The 20,953-nt window shown below is 54.9% G+C and carries 16 protein-coding genes; 1 reads left to right on the forward strand and 15 read right to left on the reverse strand.

Features of this window, described 5'->3' with window-relative positions:
• Positions 1-118: 118 nt before the first annotated feature.
• Positions 119-1,549: a hypothetical protein gene (locus HNQ64_RS18590; protein ID WP_184211477.1), complete on the reverse strand. Its 1,431-nt coding sequence runs from the start codon at positions 1,547-1,549 to the stop codon at positions 119-121.
• Between the two features lie 201 nt (positions 1,550-1,750).
• Here HNQ64_RS18590 and HNQ64_RS18595 point away from each other — a divergent pair, with 201 nt between their 5' ends.
• Complete coding sequence (locus HNQ64_RS18595; protein ID WP_184211479.1) at positions 1,751-2,137, forward strand: hypothetical protein; 387 nt, start codon at positions 1,751-1,753, stop codon at positions 2,135-2,137.
• A 50-nt stretch (positions 2,138-2,187) separates the two neighbouring features.
• Here HNQ64_RS18595 and HNQ64_RS18600 read toward each other — a convergent pair whose 3' ends face one another.
• The 14 genes from HNQ64_RS18600 to HNQ64_RS18665 all read right to left on the reverse strand — a co-directional run bounded on the left by HNQ64_RS18600 (position 2,188) and on the right by HNQ64_RS18665 (position 20,953).
• Positions 2,188-4,035 carry a heparinase II/III domain-containing protein gene (locus HNQ64_RS18600; RefSeq protein ID WP_184211481.1) on the reverse strand — a complete coding sequence of 616 codons (1,848 nt, stop codon included), beginning with the start codon at positions 4,033-4,035 and terminating at the stop codon, positions 2,188-2,190.
• A gap of 5 nt (positions 4,036-4,040) precedes the next feature.
• Entirely contained in the window at positions 4,041-6,185 is a 2,145-nt protein-coding gene (locus HNQ64_RS18605) for a bi-domain-containing oxidoreductase (protein ID WP_184211483.1), read from the reverse strand.
• 31 nt (positions 6,186-6,216) lie between these two features.
• Complete coding sequence (locus tag HNQ64_RS18610; protein ID WP_184211485.1) at positions 6,217-8,628, reverse strand: aminotransferase class I/II-fold pyridoxal phosphate-dependent enzyme; 2,412 nt, start codon at positions 8,626-8,628, stop codon at positions 6,217-6,219.
• Positions 8,621-9,445: a PHP domain-containing protein gene (locus HNQ64_RS18615; protein ID WP_184211487.1), complete on the reverse strand. Its 825-nt coding sequence runs from the start codon at positions 9,443-9,445 to the stop codon at positions 8,621-8,623. The genes HNQ64_RS18610 and HNQ64_RS18615 overlap by 8 nt, the downstream gene beginning before the upstream one ends.
• A gap of 79 nt (positions 9,446-9,524) precedes the next feature.
• On the reverse strand, positions 9,525-10,322 hold the full coding sequence (locus HNQ64_RS18620; protein WP_184211489.1) for a hypothetical protein: 798 nt from the start codon (positions 10,320-10,322) through the stop codon (positions 9,525-9,527).
• A gap of 86 nt (positions 10,323-10,408) precedes the next feature.
• A complete protein-coding gene (locus HNQ64_RS18625; RefSeq protein WP_184211491.1) occupies positions 10,409-11,584 on the reverse strand; it encodes an acyltransferase family protein in 1,176 nt (391 codons plus the stop codon).
• Positions 11,574-13,271 (reverse strand): exosortase/archaeosortase family protein, encoded by a 1,698-nt coding sequence (locus HNQ64_RS18630; RefSeq protein WP_184211493.1) that lies wholly within the window; start codon positions 13,269-13,271, stop codon positions 11,574-11,576. Before HNQ64_RS18630 ends, HNQ64_RS18625 begins: the two co-directional genes overlap by 11 nt.
• Complete coding sequence (locus HNQ64_RS18635; protein WP_184211494.1) at positions 13,268-14,335, reverse strand: glycosyltransferase family 4 protein; 1,068 nt, start codon at positions 14,333-14,335, stop codon at positions 13,268-13,270. Before HNQ64_RS18635 ends, HNQ64_RS18630 begins: the two co-directional genes overlap by 4 nt.
• Positions 14,332-15,198 (reverse strand): glycosyltransferase family 4 protein, encoded by an 867-nt coding sequence (locus tag HNQ64_RS18640; protein WP_184211496.1) that lies wholly within the window; start codon positions 15,196-15,198, stop codon positions 14,332-14,334. The genes HNQ64_RS18635 and HNQ64_RS18640 overlap by 4 nt, the downstream gene beginning before the upstream one ends.
• Positions 15,199-15,524: 326 nt before the next feature.
• A complete protein-coding gene (locus HNQ64_RS18645) occupies positions 15,525-16,220 on the reverse strand; it encodes a class I SAM-dependent methyltransferase (RefSeq protein WP_184211498.1) in 696 nt (231 codons plus the stop codon).
• The gene (locus HNQ64_RS18650; RefSeq protein ID WP_184211501.1) at positions 16,220-17,032 is read right to left on the reverse strand and encodes an FkbM family methyltransferase; all 813 of its coding nucleotides are present in this window, start codon (positions 17,030-17,032) and stop codon (positions 16,220-16,222) included. Before HNQ64_RS18650 ends, HNQ64_RS18645 begins: the two co-directional genes overlap by 1 nt.
• Positions 17,029-18,600 carry a hypothetical protein gene (locus HNQ64_RS18655; protein WP_184211503.1) on the reverse strand — a complete coding sequence of 524 codons (1,572 nt, stop codon included), beginning with the start codon at positions 18,598-18,600 and terminating at the stop codon, positions 17,029-17,031. The genes HNQ64_RS18650 and HNQ64_RS18655 overlap by 4 nt, the downstream gene beginning before the upstream one ends.
• The gene (locus HNQ64_RS18660; RefSeq protein ID WP_184211505.1) at positions 18,597-19,664 is read right to left on the reverse strand and encodes a glycosyltransferase family 9 protein; all 1,068 of its coding nucleotides are present in this window, start codon (positions 19,662-19,664) and stop codon (positions 18,597-18,599) included. Before HNQ64_RS18660 ends, HNQ64_RS18655 begins: the two co-directional genes overlap by 4 nt.
• The gene (locus tag HNQ64_RS18665) at positions 19,661-20,953 is read right to left on the reverse strand and encodes an oligosaccharide flippase family protein (RefSeq protein ID WP_184211506.1); all 1,293 of its coding nucleotides are present in this window, start codon (positions 20,951-20,953) and stop codon (positions 19,661-19,663) included. Before HNQ64_RS18665 ends, HNQ64_RS18660 begins: the two co-directional genes overlap by 4 nt.

The raw sequence follows: 20,953 nt of genomic DNA on the forward strand, positions 1-20,953 counted from the left end.
GGTTTGAAAAGGCGCGATGCTAGCAACCCCGGAACGAATGGCTAGATAAATGCGCTTTTAGTATGCGCCCCTCAGTACGTTCTCACACAGGCGAGTCTTCCCCATGAATGAACGGAGATCATGCGCTGGCAGCCAGTTTTTCCAGATCTGCCCGGGTGGCCTCATAGGTAGTCGCAAACGCCAGGGCCTGGGGGTCTGGCTGGAGGCCCTGTCGCTCGCAGAAGTTTTGGTAAAGCCCTGGCCACCAGTTGCGGTGGTCTGTTTTCCCTTCCTCTTTCCAGGCACTCCAGTTGCTAAGCACCTTGCTCCAGCAGGCACTGCCGAAATCAATCGCCTCTTTTTGATCTCCAAAAGCACTGACATACCAGTCCCGGCCGATACGGGCATGCAGCACCTCATCAGCCCAGTCGTAGTCCTGAAAGAGTTTGCTGAGAGGATCGCCGGATTCCGCACCCACTTCCCACTCGAAGCGTTTGCCCGTCTTGGTCATGAGCCCTTGTTCGATAAAGTAGAGCACCGCATGTCTTTCCCAGGGAAGAAGTTGAGAGTTCAGCCCCAGGGACCAAGTGAAATTCACCATGACGTGCTGGGGCCAATCAATGCCCAGCTTCACAAACCCCACCTCCCCCATCATGGCGTGGCGGGCCTCATCCCAGAGCTGGCGGGTCATGTCTTTGTAATAACCCCAGGGCTTGGCCTCAGTCTCTGTCAAAATGGTGGCCATCATCTCCGGCACGTCGATCTCACGCAGCCGTTTGTAGTACATCATCAGGGTCTTGTCACGGCTCTGGAATCGAGGATCGTAAAGAAACTCCTCGGCATGGACGCCCATGTTGTAGGGATCTGGAAAGCGCTCATCCCGCTGGGGCAGCTTCTCATACGCACGTGGCTGCTGGCTGAATTGCAAAGGTTGGGTGAGAGCTTTTTTCTCTAAGGCACCATCCAAATCACCAGCCGCGTCTAACAAAGACTGTAACAACAAGACCCAAGAAGCCGATTCTCCCCGCTGTTTTTCACTAACCACGCATTTCACCGCCTGGGTGCCGTATTCCACAACTTCGGCGATCTCTAAGGCCGCAAAACGGCAGATGCGCAGGCTGGGGTGATCACTCAAGGGATTGGTTTCCGCCACGTGTCGTCGCAGTCCCCGAAGCAGGGCCGGGAAAGCATAGTCATAGAGGCCGATGAGTAACTGAGCCGTGGTGGGTGCGTTTTGGATCTCTTTGAAGAAGAGGTCCAGGTGAGAATCAGGAATCTTCTCCAGCCCCAGCGGAGGGGTGCGCATCTCCGCCACCCTTTCGCGCATGGCGGTGCAGTGTTCCGCGCAGTAGTGACTGTGCAGGCTGAAGGCCATTTTAAGCTCGTAAATAGGCTCCGCCGTCAACCTCGCTTGAAGGATTTGCATGAGCCTTTTCAGAGCGAAGTGGTACCGCTTGATGCGGTCCACACTCTCATCGACTCCCAGCCCAGGTTTGGCAGCTTCTTCAAAAGAGGCTAAGCCAGCCAGTGGGGGTAAATGAAGGTAGGGCGTGTAGCTAAATTCGCTCATGCGGTGCCACCTTCACCTTGCTAGGCGGGTGAGGACAAGCCCAAGTCAAAAGGCCCAGATAACCGGGCAATTTTTACCATGCTCCCTTCTCATTTTCGCAAGAACGCTTGTCTGGAGATCCGAATTCGATCAAAATGATTTCAAACGGTATATTAATTTTGAAATTTATGGAATTAGCGTTTAAATTTTAAAAAGTTAATCATGACTCTGCCTGCCCTGCCTGATCTTAGCACCCCTCAAGACGAACTTGCGGCAGTGCGGGCGAGGCTCATTGCGGTGAGAGCATCCTTGCAGAAAGCCTGTCAGGAATTGGACGCACAGATTCAGGCTCTGGACGAGCTGAGCCAATCAGCGCCGAGAGATGTGAGCGTGCCTAATCTCTTCGAGACCGAACCGGTTCCCCCGGTTAGTGAAGCTCCTCCACCTGAGGTCTCCTGGCATGAAGAACCGACAACGCATATTGTCATGGAGGCGACCGCGCCCACCTCTTTGGACCCGGCACTGGAACAGGCCACCTTAGAGGAACTGAATACTGCACTCTCCAAAGCTTTTGCCCAGATCTCTGGACGCCACCAGTGGGCAGGCTGAAAACAAAAAAGACACGTCGTGAAACGTGCCTTTGACGAGGATTCGCTGGCTTAGCGCTTTCGACGAATGGAAAGCGATAGCTGCCCGCTCTTATCTATCACGGTGAGACAAGGAGCCATCTCAATGCAACCATAAGCAGGTGAAACACGACACTCCTCCAACGAAGCAGCGGTCAAATGGCCCGTGATTTTTAACAACCACTCCCGGCCCCCACGCTGGACGATAATATCGGCATCCACCTCTGAGCCAGCAGTTTTGACTTGGCACTTGGGACTGAAGATCCAGCGTGCCTGAAAAGCCTTGCCGGTGAGTTCCTCATCCTGGATCTGAAGGGCATCCTTGGTGATGAAAACGGACCTCCGGAATTGATGCCCCTCATGCTGAAAGGTGGCCTGAAGGTTTCCCTCTTGGGCGGTGATGGTAGGGCTAGCATGATGCTGGGCCCAGAGAAAGCTGCCCATGCGTTTAGGAGTGCGGTAGCCTTGTTGCGGAACAGGACCGTTATGTGCCTGCCAGGCGGCTAATTCAGCCCGCAATTCTGGGTGGCCGTAATAACCACCTGTTCCAGGATCTATGAGCAAGGCCTCCTCGCCATCCCAAACGGAAGCATGCAGGGCATCGCCATGGCCATGAGCTGCTAAGGCACCGAAACCAAGGGGGGAACCGTCTAGCCGAACTTTCCAGTCATGGTCACTGACCACCGCCATTCCGCTGTCAGAAAACAGACGTGTGTGTGATCGCGAAGCAAGGTGAGGTGCTGAACCTAACCAATAACGCAGAGATCCAGCTTCACCGCGAAACCATGAGAGCCATTCCCGCGCTGCATGTGCTCGCATTTGAGTTACAGGGAGAACCTGAGCATCATCGTTATCGCCAAAGTCCCAAGGCTCATCGCTCGCAGCCAAGGCAGCAAAATAGTCTGCAGCAGCCTTGAGTCTCTCATGCACGTCCCCCGCTTTGCACCCTACCGTCAATGCCGCCTGCCAAGCCAAGTCAAAAGCAAAAAGGTGATAGTGAAGCGCCTGCTCACGGGAACCGCCATCCGAAACGAACTGATGCAAAACTTCGTGCCCCAGCAGATCCCAGGCCTCCCCTGCGGAACAGGCCAGTGGGGTCAAACTGGGCCAACGCGATACGGCAACCACCAAAGCTGCCAATTCACCTAACAAATGATTGTTTGCCGATGAGCCTGCGGATCGGTAACGCCATACCCAGGCGGCATGTGCTGGCACTATGCGTTTGGCCAGCGCCGACTGAGTTGCCTTTAACGCTTCCCGTTCCGCTCCACGGGCGGCGGCATGGATCATGGCATCCAGCCAGGTGAAATTGAGGAGGCGAAGCGCCGCCTCCAGAGGGCTCGTCCAGTTGATGCCATAACCAGGGGGGTTTCTTTCGCACCAGTCTTCCAGCCATGATTGCGCCGTGCGGAGTGCGGATACATCCTCATTGAGCCAACCATGCATGGCTAACCGAGTCATTTCTGACCAACGATTGATTTCCCAAAGGGTTCGGGCATCGGCACCATCTGGCAGATGCCGATGGTTGATGCGTTGTGCAGGCTTTTCGGGATCAATGACCACGCCACAAAACGCATCGCGATGCCAGCAGGGCGGTGCTCCGACATCCACTTCACGCCAGCCAAAGAGCTGCCACTTGCCACTCTGTAGGCGGCGCGCATCATCGCCCAGTTGGGCACGGAGATCCATCGGAGCGGAAGCTTGATCAGGGAGTTTGGGCGTCTTGGGATTGGACGGCCCGAGATCAAAAGACTCCAAACCTTTCAAAAAGTTTGGTTCCGTCATTTTCCGCCAACGCTCCTCCAGCCGATGCTTCACCTCCGCAGGATTCATAGCCTGCAGACGGCGTGCGTACCAGGCGATGGAGGATAAAAAATGCATTGTCCTTAAAGAGCCGCCGCAGTGCCTGACTGGAGGCTTTCGAGCGCAGCAAAGGTCAGGTTCATGCTTTGATGAACGTCCGAATACGTCATGGGATGTGCCGAGCCAGCCTTCAGATAAGATAGCCAAGCCTGCATCTCTTCCGCATGGCCCTTTGAAGAGAACGTCTGTGTGCTGCGTTTCCGATTCCGGAAAAGGGTGAGTTTTTGAAAGTTCTCGCACTCGGCCACCAAGCCTGAGGCAAAAACTCGAAAGCTCTCTTTGGGGAAGGCATAGTCGCCTTCAGCGGAATAAATGATTTGAGCGGTGGAGCCATCCTCAAACTCAATCTGCGCCGTCATGGAATCAGGGAAGACTGGGCGACCTAAAGTCTGTGCAAGCACCTTCACCGGACGACCTAACAAAAAGCAGGAAAAATCAAAGAAGTGGCAAGCTTCACCGAGAATACGGCCACCACTTTCTTCCACATTCGCATACCAATGATCAGGGGCCAACGGACCTGCAAAAACATGGAAAGCCAACGTTTTAGGGCCTGGCAAGGTGTTGAGCAGTTTCTTAAGTTCTACCGCAGCCGGGGCAAAACGACGGTTAAAACCGACCATCACGCTGCCGGAGGATATTTTAACGGCGTCATCTATCTGAGCCAGTTCTGCGCGAGTGAGACAGAGTGGTTTTTCTACAAACACATGATGACTTGAGGCCAATCCCTGCAGCACTAGGGGCGCATGCAGATGATGCCGGGTGCCGATCATCAAAGCCCGGCCTGTCGTTTGAAAAATGCAGGTCGCATTTGTCTCTGCCAGTGAGAAACCGAACTTCTCCCTCACATGGCGAGCGCTCAATCCTGTGGCATTAACAATCGTGCCAAGGTCCATTTGACCTTTCACATGCGGCAGCAGCATGGTGCGAGCAAAGTTACCTGCACCGATGACATCCAGGCTAGGGCAAGCGATGGGCAACTTCGCAGGCGATGTTGTTCCTACGTTCAGCGGTGCCAAAGGAGCGGAAACCGAAGGTCTCTCTGGAGCCTGTGCTGCGTACTCCAGCACCACACCGATGTCCGCATTGCCAGGCTGCATCAGCGCATCATACACTGAGACCGCCTCAGTAAATTGAGCTCGGCGAGTGGTCACAGGTGCCAAATTCAACTGGCCTGTTTTCATCAGTTGCAGGCAAGACTCAAAATTTCGATTCTCCGTCCAGCGCACGTAGCCGATGGGGTAATCTTTGCCTCCCCATTCATACTGAGGATCATAACGCCCTGGGCCATAACTGCGGGAATAGCGAACCTGGATGTCCTTCATGTAAGCGGTTTTCCAGGACAGCTCCGCATCATAGATGCCCACGATCACCATGACCCCACGATCTCGCAAACAGGTGATGGCGGTATCAGCCGCATCGCTGCCCTTACCGCCCACACAGAGCAGTACCGCATCCACACCATCGCCGCCGGTCCATTCTCGCACGGCATCAGCCAGTCTAGTCTGGCCAGGATTCACCACCCGCTCAGCACCTAGAGCGAGGGCCGTATCCAGTCGAGCGGGCACATAATCAGCCCCCATGACACGAGCCCCTGAAGCGCGTAAAAGACTGGTGGCAAGAAGCCCTACCAGCCCCTGACCGAGGACTAAAACCCGATCCCCCAACTGCACGCTGGCCTGTCTCACCGCTTGCATGGAAATCGCGCTCAAAGTGGTGTAGGCGGCCTGCCAATCTTCCACTTCATCAGGAATCTTCGTCGCGAGCAAATCCGGCACTGCAATCATCTGCGCATGAAAAGCGCATTCTGCTCCCCCGCAGGCTACACGATCCCCTACCCGAAAGCGCGAATTCATTTCATCCACAGCCAACACGACGCCGGCTGCCGAGTAGCCGAGGGGCGAAGGCGACTCCAAACGATTGCGCACCTTTTCCATGGCAGCCTTCCAGCCTAGGATGCGGGCAGTATCTAGCACCTTTTTGACTTGGTCAGGGCGAGCTTTGGCCTTTTGAAGTAAGGACATCCGTGCCTGCTCTACCTTCATCTTTTCTGTCCCAGGCGAGATGACGGAGCAGGTGGTCTGGACTAAAATTCCTCCTGGAGGCGGCACCGGTGCAGGCACTTCCTGCAACTCAAGGCGGCCATCCTGGTATTGGGCAAGCTGAAGCATGAGAGATTGAATAAGGGCCATTGAGTGCCATTTAACCACCCGTGATTTCATCAGCGGCCTTGGCACGCCAATAGTCCGTAAAGAGGGCGATCAAACGATCTGTGCTTTCTTTACCGCCGATGGTAATACGAGCACTCTGCGCGAGTTGACTGGAGCGATCCCGAATGAGGATGCCTTTGGCCTCAAACCAACGTGTGAGCTCGGTGGCTTCGGGCATCTGGAAAAGCACAAAATTCCCGTGTGAAGCGAAACATTTCACCTCATGAGATCGCAGAAAATCAATGAAGCGCGTGCGCTGCACTTTCACTTCTTCGATCTGTGCTTTGACCTGCGGCCAGTCTTCGAGCACTGTTTGTGCAGCCACTTGAGCAAAAGTCGTTAGGTGTTTCGGATTCGCCACTCGTTTGATGGTCTCGATGACGGTCACATCGCCCATTAAATATCCCACCCGCAAGCCAGCGAGACCAAAGGCCTTGGAGAAAGTGCGGACAATCACCAAGTTGGGAAACTGCTTCAGCAAGGGCACACAATCTTGTTCCGCAAACTCGGCATACGCTTCATCCACCACGACGAGGGCAGACTCCTTGGCGGCCGCAGCACAAATCGCTGCAATACTTTCGGGAGGTAGCACATAACCGATGGGGTTGTTTGGATTCGTCAGGTAAATAAGGCGCGGGACTTCATTCTGAATTTTGCGCAGCATTTCCTGAAGAGGAAAATCGCCTTCGCCATTGAAGGTAAAATGCATCGCCAGTCCTCCACGTTGTTCGGCCACGGCACGGAAGTTGTCATAACCGGGGGCGACGATCATCACCTTGTCACCGCTGGTGACATAACATTGAGTGAGGTACGCCAGCGCCATGTCCGACCCATGGGTAGCCAGCAGTTTCGCCTCCTCGATCCCATGATGCTTAGCCAGGGCCTCATGCAGCGCCGCAGGGTAGGCTTCCGGATACCAGATGATGGAGTGAGCATCCTGCACCAATGCGGCCAGTCTTTCGCGAACACGTTCTGAAGGAAGGGCATCTGCCTCATTCCAATCGAGCTTGAGGATGTCCTCCCCTGCCCTGGACCGTGACCAGGCGACTTGGGAAGAAAGCACGTATTCTTTGCGCTCTTCCACCGCCTTATTCGCCCGACGGCGCACCACCACAGGTGTCTTGCCATCACGATTCGTCTCAAAACGTTGATTGATGCGATACTCCACCGCCATGGCATCCCCAAAACGTGAGCGCATTTCTTCCTTCACTTTCAGGAAAGCCGGGTGGCGCTCGAAAGTGGCCTCGGTGCTTTCTATGTTCACGACGATGTCCGAAGCACCGAATTGAACAATCTGGAATCTGACCACACCTGGAGCGGAACGGAACACCGAGTAGAAATTCACCGAAGGCAGACGCCGACCATCAGGTGTGAGGATGACATCATCTTTGCGACCTTGCACCCTAGCAAGCTTTCGCGGATAAAGCGTCGTCTCATTTTCAGAGGCATGACGCGTCACCATATCTCCCGTGTCATAACGGATGAAGGGCATCACCGGATTTTGCAGGCTGGTGGCGATGAGACGGCAATCCCCGGGAGCTAAAGTGTCATCTGGCAAGAACTCTGCATGACCATATTGCCAGACCATGTTGAGGCCATCGTGATCTGCCCCTTCATAGGCCACCAGCGTGGGTTCGGTCATCCCGTACCAATCAAAGAGGATGCGGCCAAAGACACGCTCAATGGCTTCGCGCTCGTGGAGTGCCAAGGTTTCTGAAGCGGTGAATAATCCCTTTACGGAAGGCAAAGACTGTCCCGTGCGCTCCAGATACTCTGCCAAGACGAGAAGAGATGAAGGATAACTGCGAATGAATTTGGGCTGAAAATCCTGAATGGCTCGCATGTACTCTTCCGCCAGGCGGGGAGAGAAATGGTAAGCCGACATGAAGAGCGTATTCTGCGCTTTGTCATGAATCCACAAGGGGTCGCCTGCGCGGGACGGAACGTAGCTGCGCAAGGCTAGAAAGGGATCGCGAAACCGGTATCCCGCCTGGGCCCACATCTCGTACATGCAGGCATAGTCGAGAGCGATGTAACTCTCATTCAGGAGCATGCGCATGGGCTTACCCGTGGTGCCGCTGGTCTCAGCATAAGCACTGAGGCGGCGGTAACGAGGGTCCACCAAATCTTCGAATCTTTCGCGAATGATCTCCTTGGTCAAAATGGGTAACCTGGCTAAAGTCTGGGGACCTTCAAAGTCTGTCCGCGGATCAAAACCGATGTTTTTAAACACCTCCGCATAATACCGCGTGCCTTCAAAAGCGCCCACCAAGGTCTGTTGCAATTGCTTGCGAATCCAGGCTTGGCGCTGGTCTTCTGACCATGTGCGGGTGCGCTTCAGAAAGGACTGGTAGGTCCACCAGCCGTGAAGCTGGGCCAGTTTACGGATGGACTTCTTATGCATGGTGGATGGCCGTATGAGTGGCAATCTCTGTGAGTGAGTGAGGCCGATTTCCCCGACGAGTGTTCCAGTAAAATCGATACGCTTTCTTAGCCAATGGCAACAAAGGCTTTGGGAGCTGGATGAAGCGCTTCACCGCGTAATAACTCGCGGCATATTTGCGCTCGCCCGAACTCGCAGACTGAGCTTTCGCGAGGATGCGGAAAGAGGTGCGCTGGGCTATCATGGCACGAACGGTTTCCTCCGCTGTCCCAATAGGGGTGATTTCATTCACGCACTGCCCCACATCGGCTTCATAGTGGGCATCGCTACCGCCAAAGATGCCCGCAGCTATCCCTGCCATGTTCTGGCGCATTTTCACATTATCAGCCTGGCCGCCTTTGGCATTGTGGATTTCAAACGCATCTGCCTGAGTCAAGCCTGAGAGACCAATCCCGCGAGGGCCCAGCAAACCATCTTTCAAACGATGGGGGTGCGGCACTAGCACAAGACCGCCCTGAGCATGAATCTCAGCCATCACGTCCTGGGGATCTGTTGAGACAATATCCTCCTGAAGAAACAGCCCGATGATGTGGCACTTGTTGGACAAGGTGCGCTCTTCACCAATCAGGATCTGCGTCGCAGAGTTTTTGTAACGAAACCACTTTTGAAACTCCAGCGCCCCTGCCGTGGTATCGTGATCTGTGATGGCAATGATGTCTAATTTTTGAAGCTGTGCCGCTTTGAGCAGTCCATCGGGCGTGATCATGCCATCGCTAGAGGCGACGGTGTGACAGTGCAGTTCTGCACGCACTCGACCAGGGCTGTGAGTGTGCGTCATGATTTTCGAAACCCGAAAAAGTATCAGTCACCTACCCACTTTCCCAAACCTCAATTCCCGATCTAGGCGGGAAGGAGATTTACGCCAATTTGCGCCAGCGACGGAACAGAACAGCAAAGCCGCAGCAAGCGATCAAGAGAGCACCGCTCGGCTCTGGCACAGGAGCGACGATGATCAAGACATCCTGCCAGTTGTAATCGCTAGCGAGAGGGTCCGTATTGTTGAGCGAGTAAAGGGTATTGGCGATGTAGTAACCATTCACCGCTGTGTAGGTATCAAAAAAGTTGGTCCCATCTTTGGCCGCCACGTCAGTCAGAATGCTTTGATAGAGGTCTGAACGAGCCATGCCTGCCGCACTGAGATCTAGCTCCCAGCGGTCTCCGTAACCCGTCATGTCGGTGAAATCCACCTTGGTCGTTTTGCCATAGGTTTCGACCAGAAAGTGCTGGACCACATTCATCGAGTTATAAAAGGCCTCATTGTTGCCATAGTAGGCGGCATTTTCACTGCCTTGCAGGAGAGCGCCTGGTGTGGTGAGGGTGCTGATGGGGAGATAGGTATCGAGAACGTATTCGATGACAGCGACCTGTTTAGCCAAGGCTGCTTGAGCAGCCGAATCGGCGATGTAGTCATCTCGGCGCTCCGTGTTCTGCTGATCCCATCCGTTTAGGATGCTGACGGCATCTGCAATGAAACCTGTGCCTGCGCCTGCGGCCGGGGTGCTTTCTGGCTCCACACACAGCCACCAGTAATGCTGATCATTGATGTCATAAACCCCGATGTAGCCGTCATAATCCACCCCATTGAAGATGGACTGCGCACTCAAAGGGAGGGCAGACGCAAACAGGAGGGAGAAAAACAGAACAATGTACTTCATAAGCTTAAGATTCGCTAAATTTTATGATAAATCTAGCAGATATTGAATATTTTTTAAAATTTCTAATTTTGAGCTCAAGAATGCTTTCAACCCATGGCCACCGGACGAGTCCCTTTCAGAAAAGAGGATCTCCAACGCATGGCCGTTCGCTCTAATTTGGGCCCTAGCCAGACCAGTAGGATAAGGACCCCTGCAAATTCAAATACGGTGTGCCAGATGGGGTGCCGATGCACATAGTCCTCTGCATATTCGTCCACAAAATGGTCAAGCAAGAGCAAAAGCTGCATGTGAAGAATGTAGCAAGGGTAGCTGAACTGGCCTAACCAACGACAGATGGCAGGGGCCTTTTCCCAGGTCGTCAGGCGGGCATAATGTGCCCCCGCTAAAAAAAGCATGAGGCCAGGAATAGAACTTAAACCTGCCATGTGAACTGCCCAGGAGGGGTATTCTTTGAACTTCAGCACCACCAATAGCCCCTCAGAAAGCACGCAAAGCAAAAGAGAGGTTAACCAGGTGCGACGAGAAATGGCCAGGGTGGGGCTCCCCCAGTTCGCCCCTAACCAGGCTCCACAAACCCAAACAGGGAAAAGCACCGCCGCCGTCCAGACGCCATCCACCAAGGTGCTACTCTCAAACCGATGCCCCACCTTCCATATCAGCATGATCCCCCCAATGAGAGCCAAAACTGAAACCAGGCAGAAAGCCGTCGCCCGACTGACACGCCCGCGCATGAGGAGTAACGTGGCTGGCCAGATGGCATAATAGATCATCTCACAACTCAGGCTCCAGGAAGGCTCATACGCCGGAAAGGGCGTGGTCAAGATCTGTAAACTCAACAAGCTGGCAGCGAGCTGACGCCATGGCGTGGGATTGTAACCTTCACCAAAATTTTCATGCAAAGCCCAGGCTAACACTGCCAAAACGAGACCTAACAAGAACAATGGATAAATACGGGAGATGCGCGCTACCGCATAATGCCTCCAAGAAAACTGACGATTGGCCAAACTCTGTGAAATGGACAGGTGAATGCACACTCCTGAAACCATAAAAAAGCACCACACAAAAAAGCCTCCATGCCCTAGGCTGGCGCGGGCCCAGCGCCAGCCCTCAGGATTGCTCGCATAGTTCCAGCCGTATGCATCAGAAACAGCGAGATCGAAAGCATGGGTAAAGAAGACCAGCAGAGCTGCCACGCCACGCAGGGCGTCAATCATCAGTTCCGTATCCTTATCCAGCCGTCGAGGCATGAGTTCATCGGACATCAGGCACCTCCTTCATCAACGATTTTTGAAAACGGGGGGCCAAATCACGAATCAATTGGGTAATAACATCCATCGTCTCATCTGAACCACGACGACGTTGTCCGGTTTCGGAGGAATCGAGATTTTCCGTGACCCAGGCCGTGACACTCGGGTAGGCCCAACGGTGATTGACATTGCGGGTGATGTTATCCCAACTGCTCAGCCAAACTCGAGTGGCATTATGAGGGGTAGTGACGTCTGCCCCCACAAACCAATACACGTAGTGAGCCCGTAAGGGTTTCCGTGTTCCGTCCGGTGCAACCCAGACGCGTTCAATCAAAAGGTCCTTCACCTCCAACACCTGGCCCGGGTTAATCTCCACTGGTACCACGCGTGATTGCAGCAACGTCCATCCCTGGCCATCCAGACAAACTTCAGGCCTATGGATGCTGCGACGTTCTGCCCCAGAAAGAACCAACGTCACTTGGGCAACATCGCGCAACTCGGGAGAAGAAAGCGTGCGGTAACGCATTTTCACCAACTGGGTATCCGCAGGCAGCAGTTCCTTTTCCACCCGATCGGGCGCTTCTTCATCTCCGATAAATCTGCCAATGCCGACAGGCAACTCCATCACCACCCCGGCTTCATTTCCAGCCGTGACTTCAGGGGAAAAGCGACATGCTAACAACGTGACTGCAACGAGAACCGTCAGCATCCCCATTTTTCCCCAAGGATAAGATGGCTTAACGGAGGACTCAGATTCAACTTTAGGCGAAGCCGACGAAGCGGGTGGGCCTAGCCAACGGTTCATTTGAGTGCCGATCATTTGGAGGCCTGCCAAAGCCACCAAATAAACCACGATGCCTGAGGCAAAATGAAAGGGAGAAACTTTTTGTTCCGCATTGCCAACCGCAAAATCCTGCCCCCAAAGCACTGTGCCACCTAACAAAATGAAAATGCGCGCCATGTTGGCCAAAATCGCCAAAGGAAAGCTACAGGCGAAAAGAAACAGGCAGCGCCCCAAGCTCTTTTGACTGAAGTAACCAAACAAAGCCGAGACCTTCAGCAGGGCGAAAAGTGAGCGCATGCCACTGCAAGGACCATCCACTTTCAAATGGAACAATTGTCCTAAAACTCGCCCAGAGGAAACATCCGGCGCAGAAACAAGGGCTGTTCCATCGCGGATCGTATCCACCTGCAGGGTATTGAGAACGATGGAGACACTTTCCACCATCAGCACTTGCAAACGGTAGCCCAAGGTTTCTTCGAGAAACACCAAGGGCCACATGAATCCCAGCATCAGCCAGGCAAAAAAAAGCCGCTTTGACTGCGCCCAACCCCAGGCCCAAAGCACCGTCCCTGCGACAAACCATTGAAGGCCAAAAGCACCGAAGTAGTAGTTATTCGCCTTGTAACCTGCGTAGTAAAAAAGCATCGACAAGACGATGACACCCAAACCCCACGGGCTGCCTTTCAGCGGCATCGCGCCCAGTTCTACCCGCTGCCGCCAGACCAACCAACCTGCAATGAATGGGGCCAAGAAGCCGTGCTGCCAGGTGGGATCTTTCCAGCGGATGAGCAACTCCTGGATGAGGGTGAGACGAAAATCTCCGTAACCCGCTGCATACGGCTGCCAGAAAACCAAAGCAGCTAATGCCAGCCCAAAGACCAAAAGCATCCAGACATGAATTTTGGTGAAATGGCTCATGCTTTCAACAGCTCTTCATAAAGGGTACGCAGCCCGCGCCAATGGCTGCGCCAAGTGAATTGGGCAGCTCTCTCCAGTCCGGCGATGCGGCACTGCACACGGACCTCTGCATCTGTCAAAATACGCCAGCAGTGACTGGCCGCCGCATGGATATCTGTTAGTTCAAAGCCTAACCCCGCTTTGCCCGCCACTTCAGGCAGACTGGTAGCGAGACTGTAAACCACCGGGCAGCCCGCCTGCATGGCCTCTAAAACAGGCAAGCCGAAGCCCTCTTGGGTGGAAGGCACCAGCGTGAGGGCAGCCGCTGCATAAGCTGCCGCGAGTTCATCATCATCCACTGGGCCAAGTTCGATCAGATCACCCTGCTCCCGAATGGCAGAGGCTAGGGCCAGATCCAGCAGTGCCCCCGCACGAACGACGGTGGCCCGCTGTCCACGCTCTGCCAATTGCTTCACCAGGGGAATCAAAAACGGGAGGTTTTTACGTGGACTGGTACCGCCCACACTGAAAATGTAAGGGGGCAGTGACGCCAGTCGCTGAGCCATGCGGGCATCCGCTTCCGGCAGCTTTGAAGCTCCATTGGGCAAGACCTTTAGCTTATCCGTTGCGACTCTGAGCAGCCGCTGGACTTCCCCAGCGGTGTGCTGTGATACACACACGACTCTGTCTGCCTTTGCTACCCATCTCACCGTCTTTTGGAAACGCTGCTGCTGAGCCAGGGTGAGATCCCCCGGGTCTGTTAGGGGGATGAGATCATGTACCGTCACCACCGTCTTTACAGCAGATGGCACCTGAGATAGCAGGTCTGCAAAGCTATGGTCCAAGACATGCAGAACGCCGTTCTGCACCTTACTCCGCACCTGCCAGGGATAGGCAATGCGGCGTATCCACTGGCGTTTCAAACGAGAGGCAGCAGGAGCTTCAAGCGGTCCCTCAGTGACCAGGGATTGCACATCGGTATCTCCTGCTGACTCTGCCCGCAGTGCTTGCCAGTAACGATTCATGCTGACCCATCCCATGCAGGGGTGAGCGGGTGCCAGATGAATGCGAGCAAGGGAAGTCATAGCATCCTTTCACGAATCACCGACTCATAGGTTTGATCCAAAACATCGGCATAACCAGAGGCATGAACAAACCGGTCTGGCCCTGCTTTAAGATGGTGACGATCCACCTGCAAAAACTCCATGATGCGCTGGGTCATCCCCGCCACTGTCCAGGGGAGAAGGCAGCCATTGCCCCCATCTCGCAGATACATTTCATGGCCATCGTATGCAGTGACCAAAAGGGGCAAACCACAGGCAGCGGCCTCTAGTGCGACAAGGGAGAATGTCTCATAAAGGGAAGGAAATAAAAAAGCATCCGCTGCTGCATACCAGCGCTCCACCTCGGATGTGGGGGGGATCAAGCTGACCCAGTCACGCCAGTCGGGAGCGGTTTGATTGAGTTGAGGAATGAGATTTTGTTGGGCGCGGTCCCCTGCCCCCACCACGAGAAATCGCAGGTGCAGTCCACATTCCTTCTCGGCTCTCTTTCGGCAGGCCTGGAGGCTCCGCAATGCTGACCACAATCCTTTGCGCTGATAGTGCCCTGTGCTGACGAAGATGAACAGAAAATCGGTTTCTCCGGCGTGGATCTGCTGGCGCATGGCTGCCCTATGGAGGGATCTGACACCCGAATGAAAACGCGTTTCATCAAGGAGGTTTGGCAAGATTTGAATGCGTTGAGGTGCGGCGATTTGCGGACGAATCCGTGCGGCCAACCCTTCCGAAACCGGTAGTATCACACGCCAGCGTTTGGACATGAAAGCCAGCGTTTCTTGGATCACTCCAATGACCGTGTGCAGCACCCGCAGCCGCTCCTTGAGCGAGGGTGCGGGCTCTTGCCACTGAAGCTGAATCCAGGTGCGATTGTGAAAGTGGAGCGACATCACATCTGCTCCAGGAATATCAGGTCCAGAAGTATGCACTATGCTCCATGATTGCCCCCGGCATCTCATCCAAGTCAGCCGCAGCCTAGCGAGAAACCAAAACCACAAGGGTTCAAGAAGTCTTAACCTGTGAGCCCGAGGCAACCTGACGATCTTCACGCGTGAATCCACAGCATCATGATCGAGACACCAAAGCTCGATTTGCCAGCCTTTTTCCAACATCCAGGGCAAGGCGCGATAGAGGCTCTGAGTGGTGGGGCGGCCCGCCTGAAAACAGGGGTCCAGCCACAGCACACGGCGATTCTCAGTTGCTGCCGTAGAGGCCATCAAACTTGTTTTTGAAACACGCCGAGGAGTCCGTAGGGACGCAACGAACGGCGTTCTTTCGGGGTGAGGTGTGTCTCACCATCCACCAGAGCCACCGGCACAAACATCCCCCGTAGAGGCAGTCGCGCACAGTGCAGCATGCGGTCCACCGTATCTCGGGTAAGGAACCAATCGCTGGCTAGCCATTTCATGCCATAGGGCGCGAACAAAGCGGTGAGTTCAGCCTCGGTGTAGCCTTCCCGCATGTGCTCCGGATTCGGGAACGGCTCTGGCGGACGTGGCACAGTGATCACCGCGTATCCTCCAGGTTTGAGGATGCGGCACAGTTCCGCCGCAGCTTTCTCGTGGTCTGTGATGTGCTCCAGCACTTGCGTGGAAAGGACCACGTCCACACTCGCATCCGGCAGGGGGATGGCTAACAAAGATTCACGCATCGTGCGCACATTGTGCAGTCGCCCAGCATTGGCTTGGAGTTGGGCGTAATTGCCCTCGTCATATTCCAGGGCGACGGCTTGTTCAAAACCAAGGTCGAGACAACGACGGATAAACTCACCGGAACCTGCACCGCCATCAAAAATCACCCCACGGCATGGGGTCATGCGCATGGCTTTTTCAATACGCGGCCACTCCACTCGGTAGCGGATGGTATTGAAGGTGAAGAGCCAACGGCGGGCGAGAGAGCGCAAGAGAGACATCAGGAAGAGGGATGGGTGAAATAAAAATTGCCATCGGCAGGCCGGGCTTCGCGATATCCTAAATTTAGGATGAACTGCTTCAAAGCATCCGCCGTGCAGCCAAACTCACGGAGTTGATGATCGTAAGCCTCCACCACCAAGGCGGGTTTCTGCTGTTGCAAAAACGTCTTCATCCCGCGCAGCGCCAGGAGCTCTGCACCTTCGATATCCATTTTCACGCAGTGGATCCGGCGCTCAGGTTGTTTCTGCGCCCACCAGGCATCCCAGACCACCACCGGCACTTCGATGTCCCCAGGGGCACCGTCAGTTGCCAAGCGAGAGTGGCCGGTATTCGTATCGTGCAGTCTAAAAGGTAATACACCGACTTGGTCCCCGATTGCCAGACGATTAACGGTCACACGATCTGTTAGACCATTCAACTTAACGCTTTCTTCCAGCAGGGTGGCAATCGGCGGATTTGGCTCAAAAGCATGCACCTGGGCCTCACTTCGCAGATTGGCAACGAGCAGAGAAAAGTAGCCCACGTTCGCCCCGATATCTGCGAAGCCTCCGCCCGCTGGCACGTGAGATAAAATGAATTGTTCGGTGACAGGTTCGATGTTGCCAAAGAGCTTCAATCCCATGGAGATGAAGTCATTCCCTGGATTCACTTTCATGGAGAAACCCGCTCGGGTCTGCACGAGGGGAGTGGTGCTGGCCAGGGACTGGCACCAGGATGAGCGGCGCAAAACGTTTCTCAGCATGAAATCCCGTCCCCGGACCAGAGGCCAGCGGCGAGCGAGGTGTTTTAGAGCGGCAAAGGCGGCATTCATGATCTGGTTCCGATCTGGCGGATACGGGGACGCATTGGCACCACTCGGGGCACCGGATGAACAGCGACGGAAGAACCATGGACAGGTGTCTCATGGGCAGCCGCTTTCCGATCACCCATGGCTTGTTGCCGGGCCAAGGCAGCGACCCCAGCTAGGCAAAGCCAGAAGAAAACATTGTTAGGAAATACCGAAAGAATGCTGCCACTGATGAGTGAGACAGCCACAAGAGCAAAAGCCAGCCCGATCATGCGAGCCGCAAACTGCCGATCAGCGGTGGCATGCAAACGCCAGGCTTGGCGATGGCTGAGGACGAGCAATAAGAATCCCGAGACCAACAAAAACAGCAAGGCCAATGCCCCAAAGCGCACGAGCACTTCACTCAAAGGATCGTGGAAATGGAAACGACCTTCGCCATGCTCATCAATGCCCCATCCCAGCAGTGTGTAGGCATCCAGATTCATCAGCACCGTGGCAAAGCCTTCCAGCCGGTCCCAGTAGGTACCCACCGTCAACATGCGCCCCATGAAGCTTCCGGGTGCGGCCAAGCGACCGATGAATTCATTGACCAAATCTATGCGCTGAACCAACCAAGGTGAAGCCACCACCAGAGCTAGGAAACTGCCCACGGAGAAGAAATAAAACATCCGGGTGCGAGATTTTGAAAAGAAACACCACCCACCAAATAAAGCGATGGGTACAATGAAAATGGGTGTGCGACTGGTGGAAGCAATCAGGCCTGCAAAGTGGATGGCAAAACACGTCATGGCGAGCAGGGGGTGAAGCAAAGGACGCTGCCTCTTTTCACGGTGCGCAAATCCTAAGAACAAACTCGCCACCGCCAAGGTCGCGCAGACAACGGAAAGAGCACTGGGTGAATTGAGCGTGGAAAAGGCGCGAACCTCCCCGGTTCCCAATTGTTTGATCTCGATGCTTAAATTCGTCTGCAGGTACTCGATTTCGAACTCAGCGAAACCCTGCACCTGCTGAATGACGCCATAAACGGCCACGGGAAGAAAAGCGAAGACGAGAAATCGCCACAGCTTTTGCAAGTCTTCGACAGTGCGAAAAAGCATGGGTAGAACAAACAAGAGCAGGGCATAAAGACCGTTATTGGCAATGGCCTGTAAGACCCCGTTCAGGCCCACACCACCTTTCATGTAAGCTAAGGCACCTGTGCCCATCATCAGAACCCCACCAGCAAATAAAGCAGCCAAGTCACGAAAGACTAAGCGACGAGTGCCCATGAGTCCTCCAAGGGCCAGAGCCAATGCCACCCCGCCAAACATCGCTGGAGTGATTCCTAGCACAAAAGGGAGGTCACTATGGCTCACCCGCCCGCCCATAATCATAAGCCGTTTGAGCAAGTCATTGTAGCCGCAGAAAGTCAGCCACACATAGAATCCGGTGCGCGGAGCAACCAAGCTCAGTAGAAAACCACCTGCGAGCAGATAGCGACAAAACTCACCAATGGTGTTCCCTTCTGTGAGCAAAATAGAAGCCAGAGCAAAAAGCCCCACGCCCCCCAGCACAATCATGGGAAACAAAGCACCTGCGCGGCCCTCATTCATGATCTCAAAAAATGTTGGATCGCCCGCTCGCAGACGGATTCTGGAGTCAGCGATGACAAACAAAACGGACGCCCTTTTTCCTCGCGTCCTTCAGCCGCAACAGTGCAGCGATCTGCGCAGCAGGGCACGCAAGGCAAAGGGGCCGTCATCGCCAGACCATGCGGCGCACGGAATGGACCGGTGCGCGCGACAGCGGTAGGGCCGAACAGGCCCACCGCTGGAGTCCCAAGCGCCAGAGCGATGTGGTAAAGCCCGGAGTCATTGCCGATCAAGCCAGCACATCGGGAGATGTACTTCGCCGCGCCTGTGACGGAGTGCTTCCCCTGCATATCCAGCGTGCCTTCCGGCATGTCCTTCATGTCAAAGTCACCCGTCCTGCCCATGACCACGGGCTGCCACCCACGGGCCAAAAGTAGCTCCGCCAGTTTAGGCCAGGCAGTCATAGGCCACTGCTTTAAATCCCCCGCCACCAGATCATTGCCGGCTCGTGGCACCAGGGCCACATGCCGTGGCAGACGGTCGGTATTAAAATCACGCAGGTGAGCCAGGTCCGGCCCAAATTCATGATCTTCCATATCTGTGGAGCCTAACCACAAACGCAGAAACCAAAGCGAGGTGTGATCTGCATTGCGTGCATAGTCCAGTGGCACCGTCACCGTAAAATCCAGCGGGCGATAAGGCCGCCAACTTTCCGTGCGGAAGCCGATGCGAACCCCGGCCTTCACCCGACATGAGAGGAGTGTGCGAGACCACGCGAGATCCAAACAAAAGAGCGCATCGTAAGTGCCCTGTTGGCGGATTTTTTCCCATAGGTTGTTGAGAAAAGGAGCGCTGCGTGTGGCGGTAAAATCTTCCATCGGCAGGCCATGCACACGATCTACCCAGATGGAGCCTTCCAGCAGCGAAGCTACATTGGCATTGAGAAAAATTTCCACCACAGCCTGCGGTGCATCCTGTCGGATCTGCTGTAGCAAAGGTGTCATCTGCGCCACATCCCCCAGCCCGCAGCAGCGAACGATCGCCACGCGCCGGAGATTGACCAAATCTAGAACTTCAAATTTCATGACATCAAGGCCCGCCAGTGGCGCGACTCCCGCCAGAACCAAAAAGGCGCAGCTAGCCCGGCGAGTTGTTGCAGCCCTAAAGGCCTGAGCACAGGTAGCACCCAAGAGGATCCCAACCACACTAAAGTGTAAGCGATGGCCGTGGCCCAAGCAGCCCCCACGGCGCCATGATCCGGCACCAACCACAGATTCAGCAGCACATTTAAAACTAAGCCGATGAGCGCACAGCGGATGCTCCATACCGTTTTCCGCTCAATGACCAACAAAGCGGTTCGGAGCTCACCATGCAGATACGGCAATGACGCGATGCCATGCACCAAAAGAACCATGGCGGCCTGAGTAAAAGCCTCCCCATAGAACAATCTCACCACAGCCGCTCCCGCCAGCCACCAAAACAGGATGGAACCATAGGCCACCAAGCTCAGCGCCCCAAACAACCAGCCGCACTGGCGCAGGTACTTCGCAGGGTCGCTTTGGAACGAGCGAGAGAGAATGGGCATGAAAGTCATGATGACCAAAGGCCCTGCCGCATAAACAATCTCGGATAAACGAGTGGCTGCTGCATACACACCCGCTTCAGCCGCCCCACGCATGTGATAGATCATCAACTGATCTGCTCGCAGTAATAAAAGAGTGCCGGAGTGTGCCAAAAACAAAGGTAGCGATTCCACAAGCAAAGAGCGCGCCACCTTCGCGTCCCAGGAGCGCATTTCCGGCCCCCAGCCATGTTTGATCGCCCACGTGAAAGCCACGGCAGCCGAGATAGCGACCTCTAGAACTATGATGAAAGCAGCCCAGCGTAGATCTGCCCCTGCCAGGATGCAGACCACCCGTGCGAGTGCGGCAAGTCCATTGGCCAAGATGCCCAAACGCGCTGTCCGCTGAGATTCTTGTGCGGCATCCCAGCGCGAAAGGATCGCGAGGTAAGCATTCAGGGGTAGAGATGCATACAGGATACTGCCGACCATCAGCATCTCCGCCCCTCCCCACCACCACGCAACTGCACACGCCAGCCCGAAGCATACAAGCCCCCAGCCGAACATCAATCGCGCAGCCGTCCCTAGCACCAGTCCCGCATCGTGGCCGCGAGTGGAGAGCTCTTTGATCAGCACCTGTCGCAGCCCCAGCTCCGCCGTAAACCCCATCAAAGAACTGATGACCAAAGCAGTGCCTAACAAACCATTCTGCTCTGGCCCTAAAGCACGAGTCAACCACGTGCCAACGAACAGGCCCGTGACCAAACGCACGATCTGGGAAACCGTGAGCCATGAGAGATTTCGCAGGATCAT

This window comes from Prosthecobacter dejongeii, from assembly GCF_014203045.1.
In the GTDB taxonomy this organism is placed as follows: Bacteria; Verrucomicrobiota; Verrucomicrobiia; order Verrucomicrobiales; family Verrucomicrobiaceae; genus Prosthecobacter; species Prosthecobacter dejongeii.

What these genes read in the sequence shown, in the direction of transcription:
- HNQ64_RS18590 (WP_184211477.1), bottom strand. Translation starts at nt 1,549, where the DNA reads ATGAGCGAATTTAGCTACACGCCCTACCTTCATTTACCCCCACTGGCT.
- HNQ64_RS18595 (WP_184211479.1), top strand. Translation starts at nt 1,751, where the DNA reads ATGACTCTGCCTGCCCTGCCTGATCTTAGCACCCCTCAAGACGAACTT.
- HNQ64_RS18600 (WP_184211481.1), bottom strand. Translation starts at nt 4,035, where the DNA reads ATGCATTTTTTATCCTCCATCGCCTGGTACGCACGCCGTCTGCAGGCT.
- HNQ64_RS18605 (WP_184211483.1), bottom strand. Translation starts at nt 6,185, where the DNA reads ATGCTTCAGCTTGCCCAATACCAGGATGGCCGCCTTGAGTTGCAGGAA.
- HNQ64_RS18610 (WP_184211485.1), bottom strand. Translation starts at nt 8,628, where the DNA reads ATGCATAAGAAGTCCATCCGTAAACTGGCCCAGCTTCACGGCTGGTGG.
- HNQ64_RS18615 (WP_184211487.1), bottom strand. Translation starts at nt 9,445, where the DNA reads ATGACGCACACTCACAGCCCTGGTCGAGTGCGTGCAGAACTGCACTGT.
- HNQ64_RS18620 (WP_184211489.1), bottom strand. Translation starts at nt 10,322, where the DNA reads ATGAAGTACATTGTTCTGTTTTTCTCCCTCCTGTTTGCGTCTGCCCTC.
- HNQ64_RS18625 (WP_184211491.1), bottom strand. Translation starts at nt 11,584, where the DNA reads ATGTCCGATGAACTCATGCCTCGACGGCTGGATAAGGATACGGAACTG.
- HNQ64_RS18630 (WP_184211493.1), bottom strand. Translation starts at nt 13,271, where the DNA reads ATGAGCCATTTCACCAAAATTCATGTCTGGATGCTTTTGGTCTTTGGG.
- HNQ64_RS18635 (WP_184211494.1), bottom strand. Translation starts at nt 14,335, where the DNA reads ATGACTTCCCTTGCTCGCATTCATCTGGCACCCGCTCACCCCTGCATG.
- HNQ64_RS18640 (WP_184211496.1), bottom strand. Translation starts at nt 15,198, where the DNA reads ATGTCGCTCCACTTTCACAATCGCACCTGGATTCAGCTTCAGTGGCAA.
- HNQ64_RS18645 (WP_184211498.1), bottom strand. Translation starts at nt 16,220, where the DNA reads ATGTCTCTCTTGCGCTCTCTCGCCCGCCGTTGGCTCTTCACCTTCAAT.
- HNQ64_RS18650 (WP_184211501.1), bottom strand. Translation starts at nt 17,032, where the DNA reads ATGAATGCCGCCTTTGCCGCTCTAAAACACCTCGCTCGCCGCTGGCCT.
- HNQ64_RS18655 (WP_184211503.1), bottom strand. Translation starts at nt 18,600, where the DNA reads ATGAATGAGGGCCGCGCAGGTGCTTTGTTTCCCATGATTGTGCTGGGG.
- HNQ64_RS18660 (WP_184211505.1), bottom strand. Translation starts at nt 19,664, where the DNA reads ATGAAATTTGAAGTTCTAGATTTGGTCAATCTCCGGCGCGTGGCGATC.
- HNQ64_RS18665 (WP_184211506.1), bottom strand. Translation starts at nt 20,953, where the DNA reads ATGATCCTGCGAAATCTCTCATGGCTCACGGTTTCCCAGATCGTGCGT.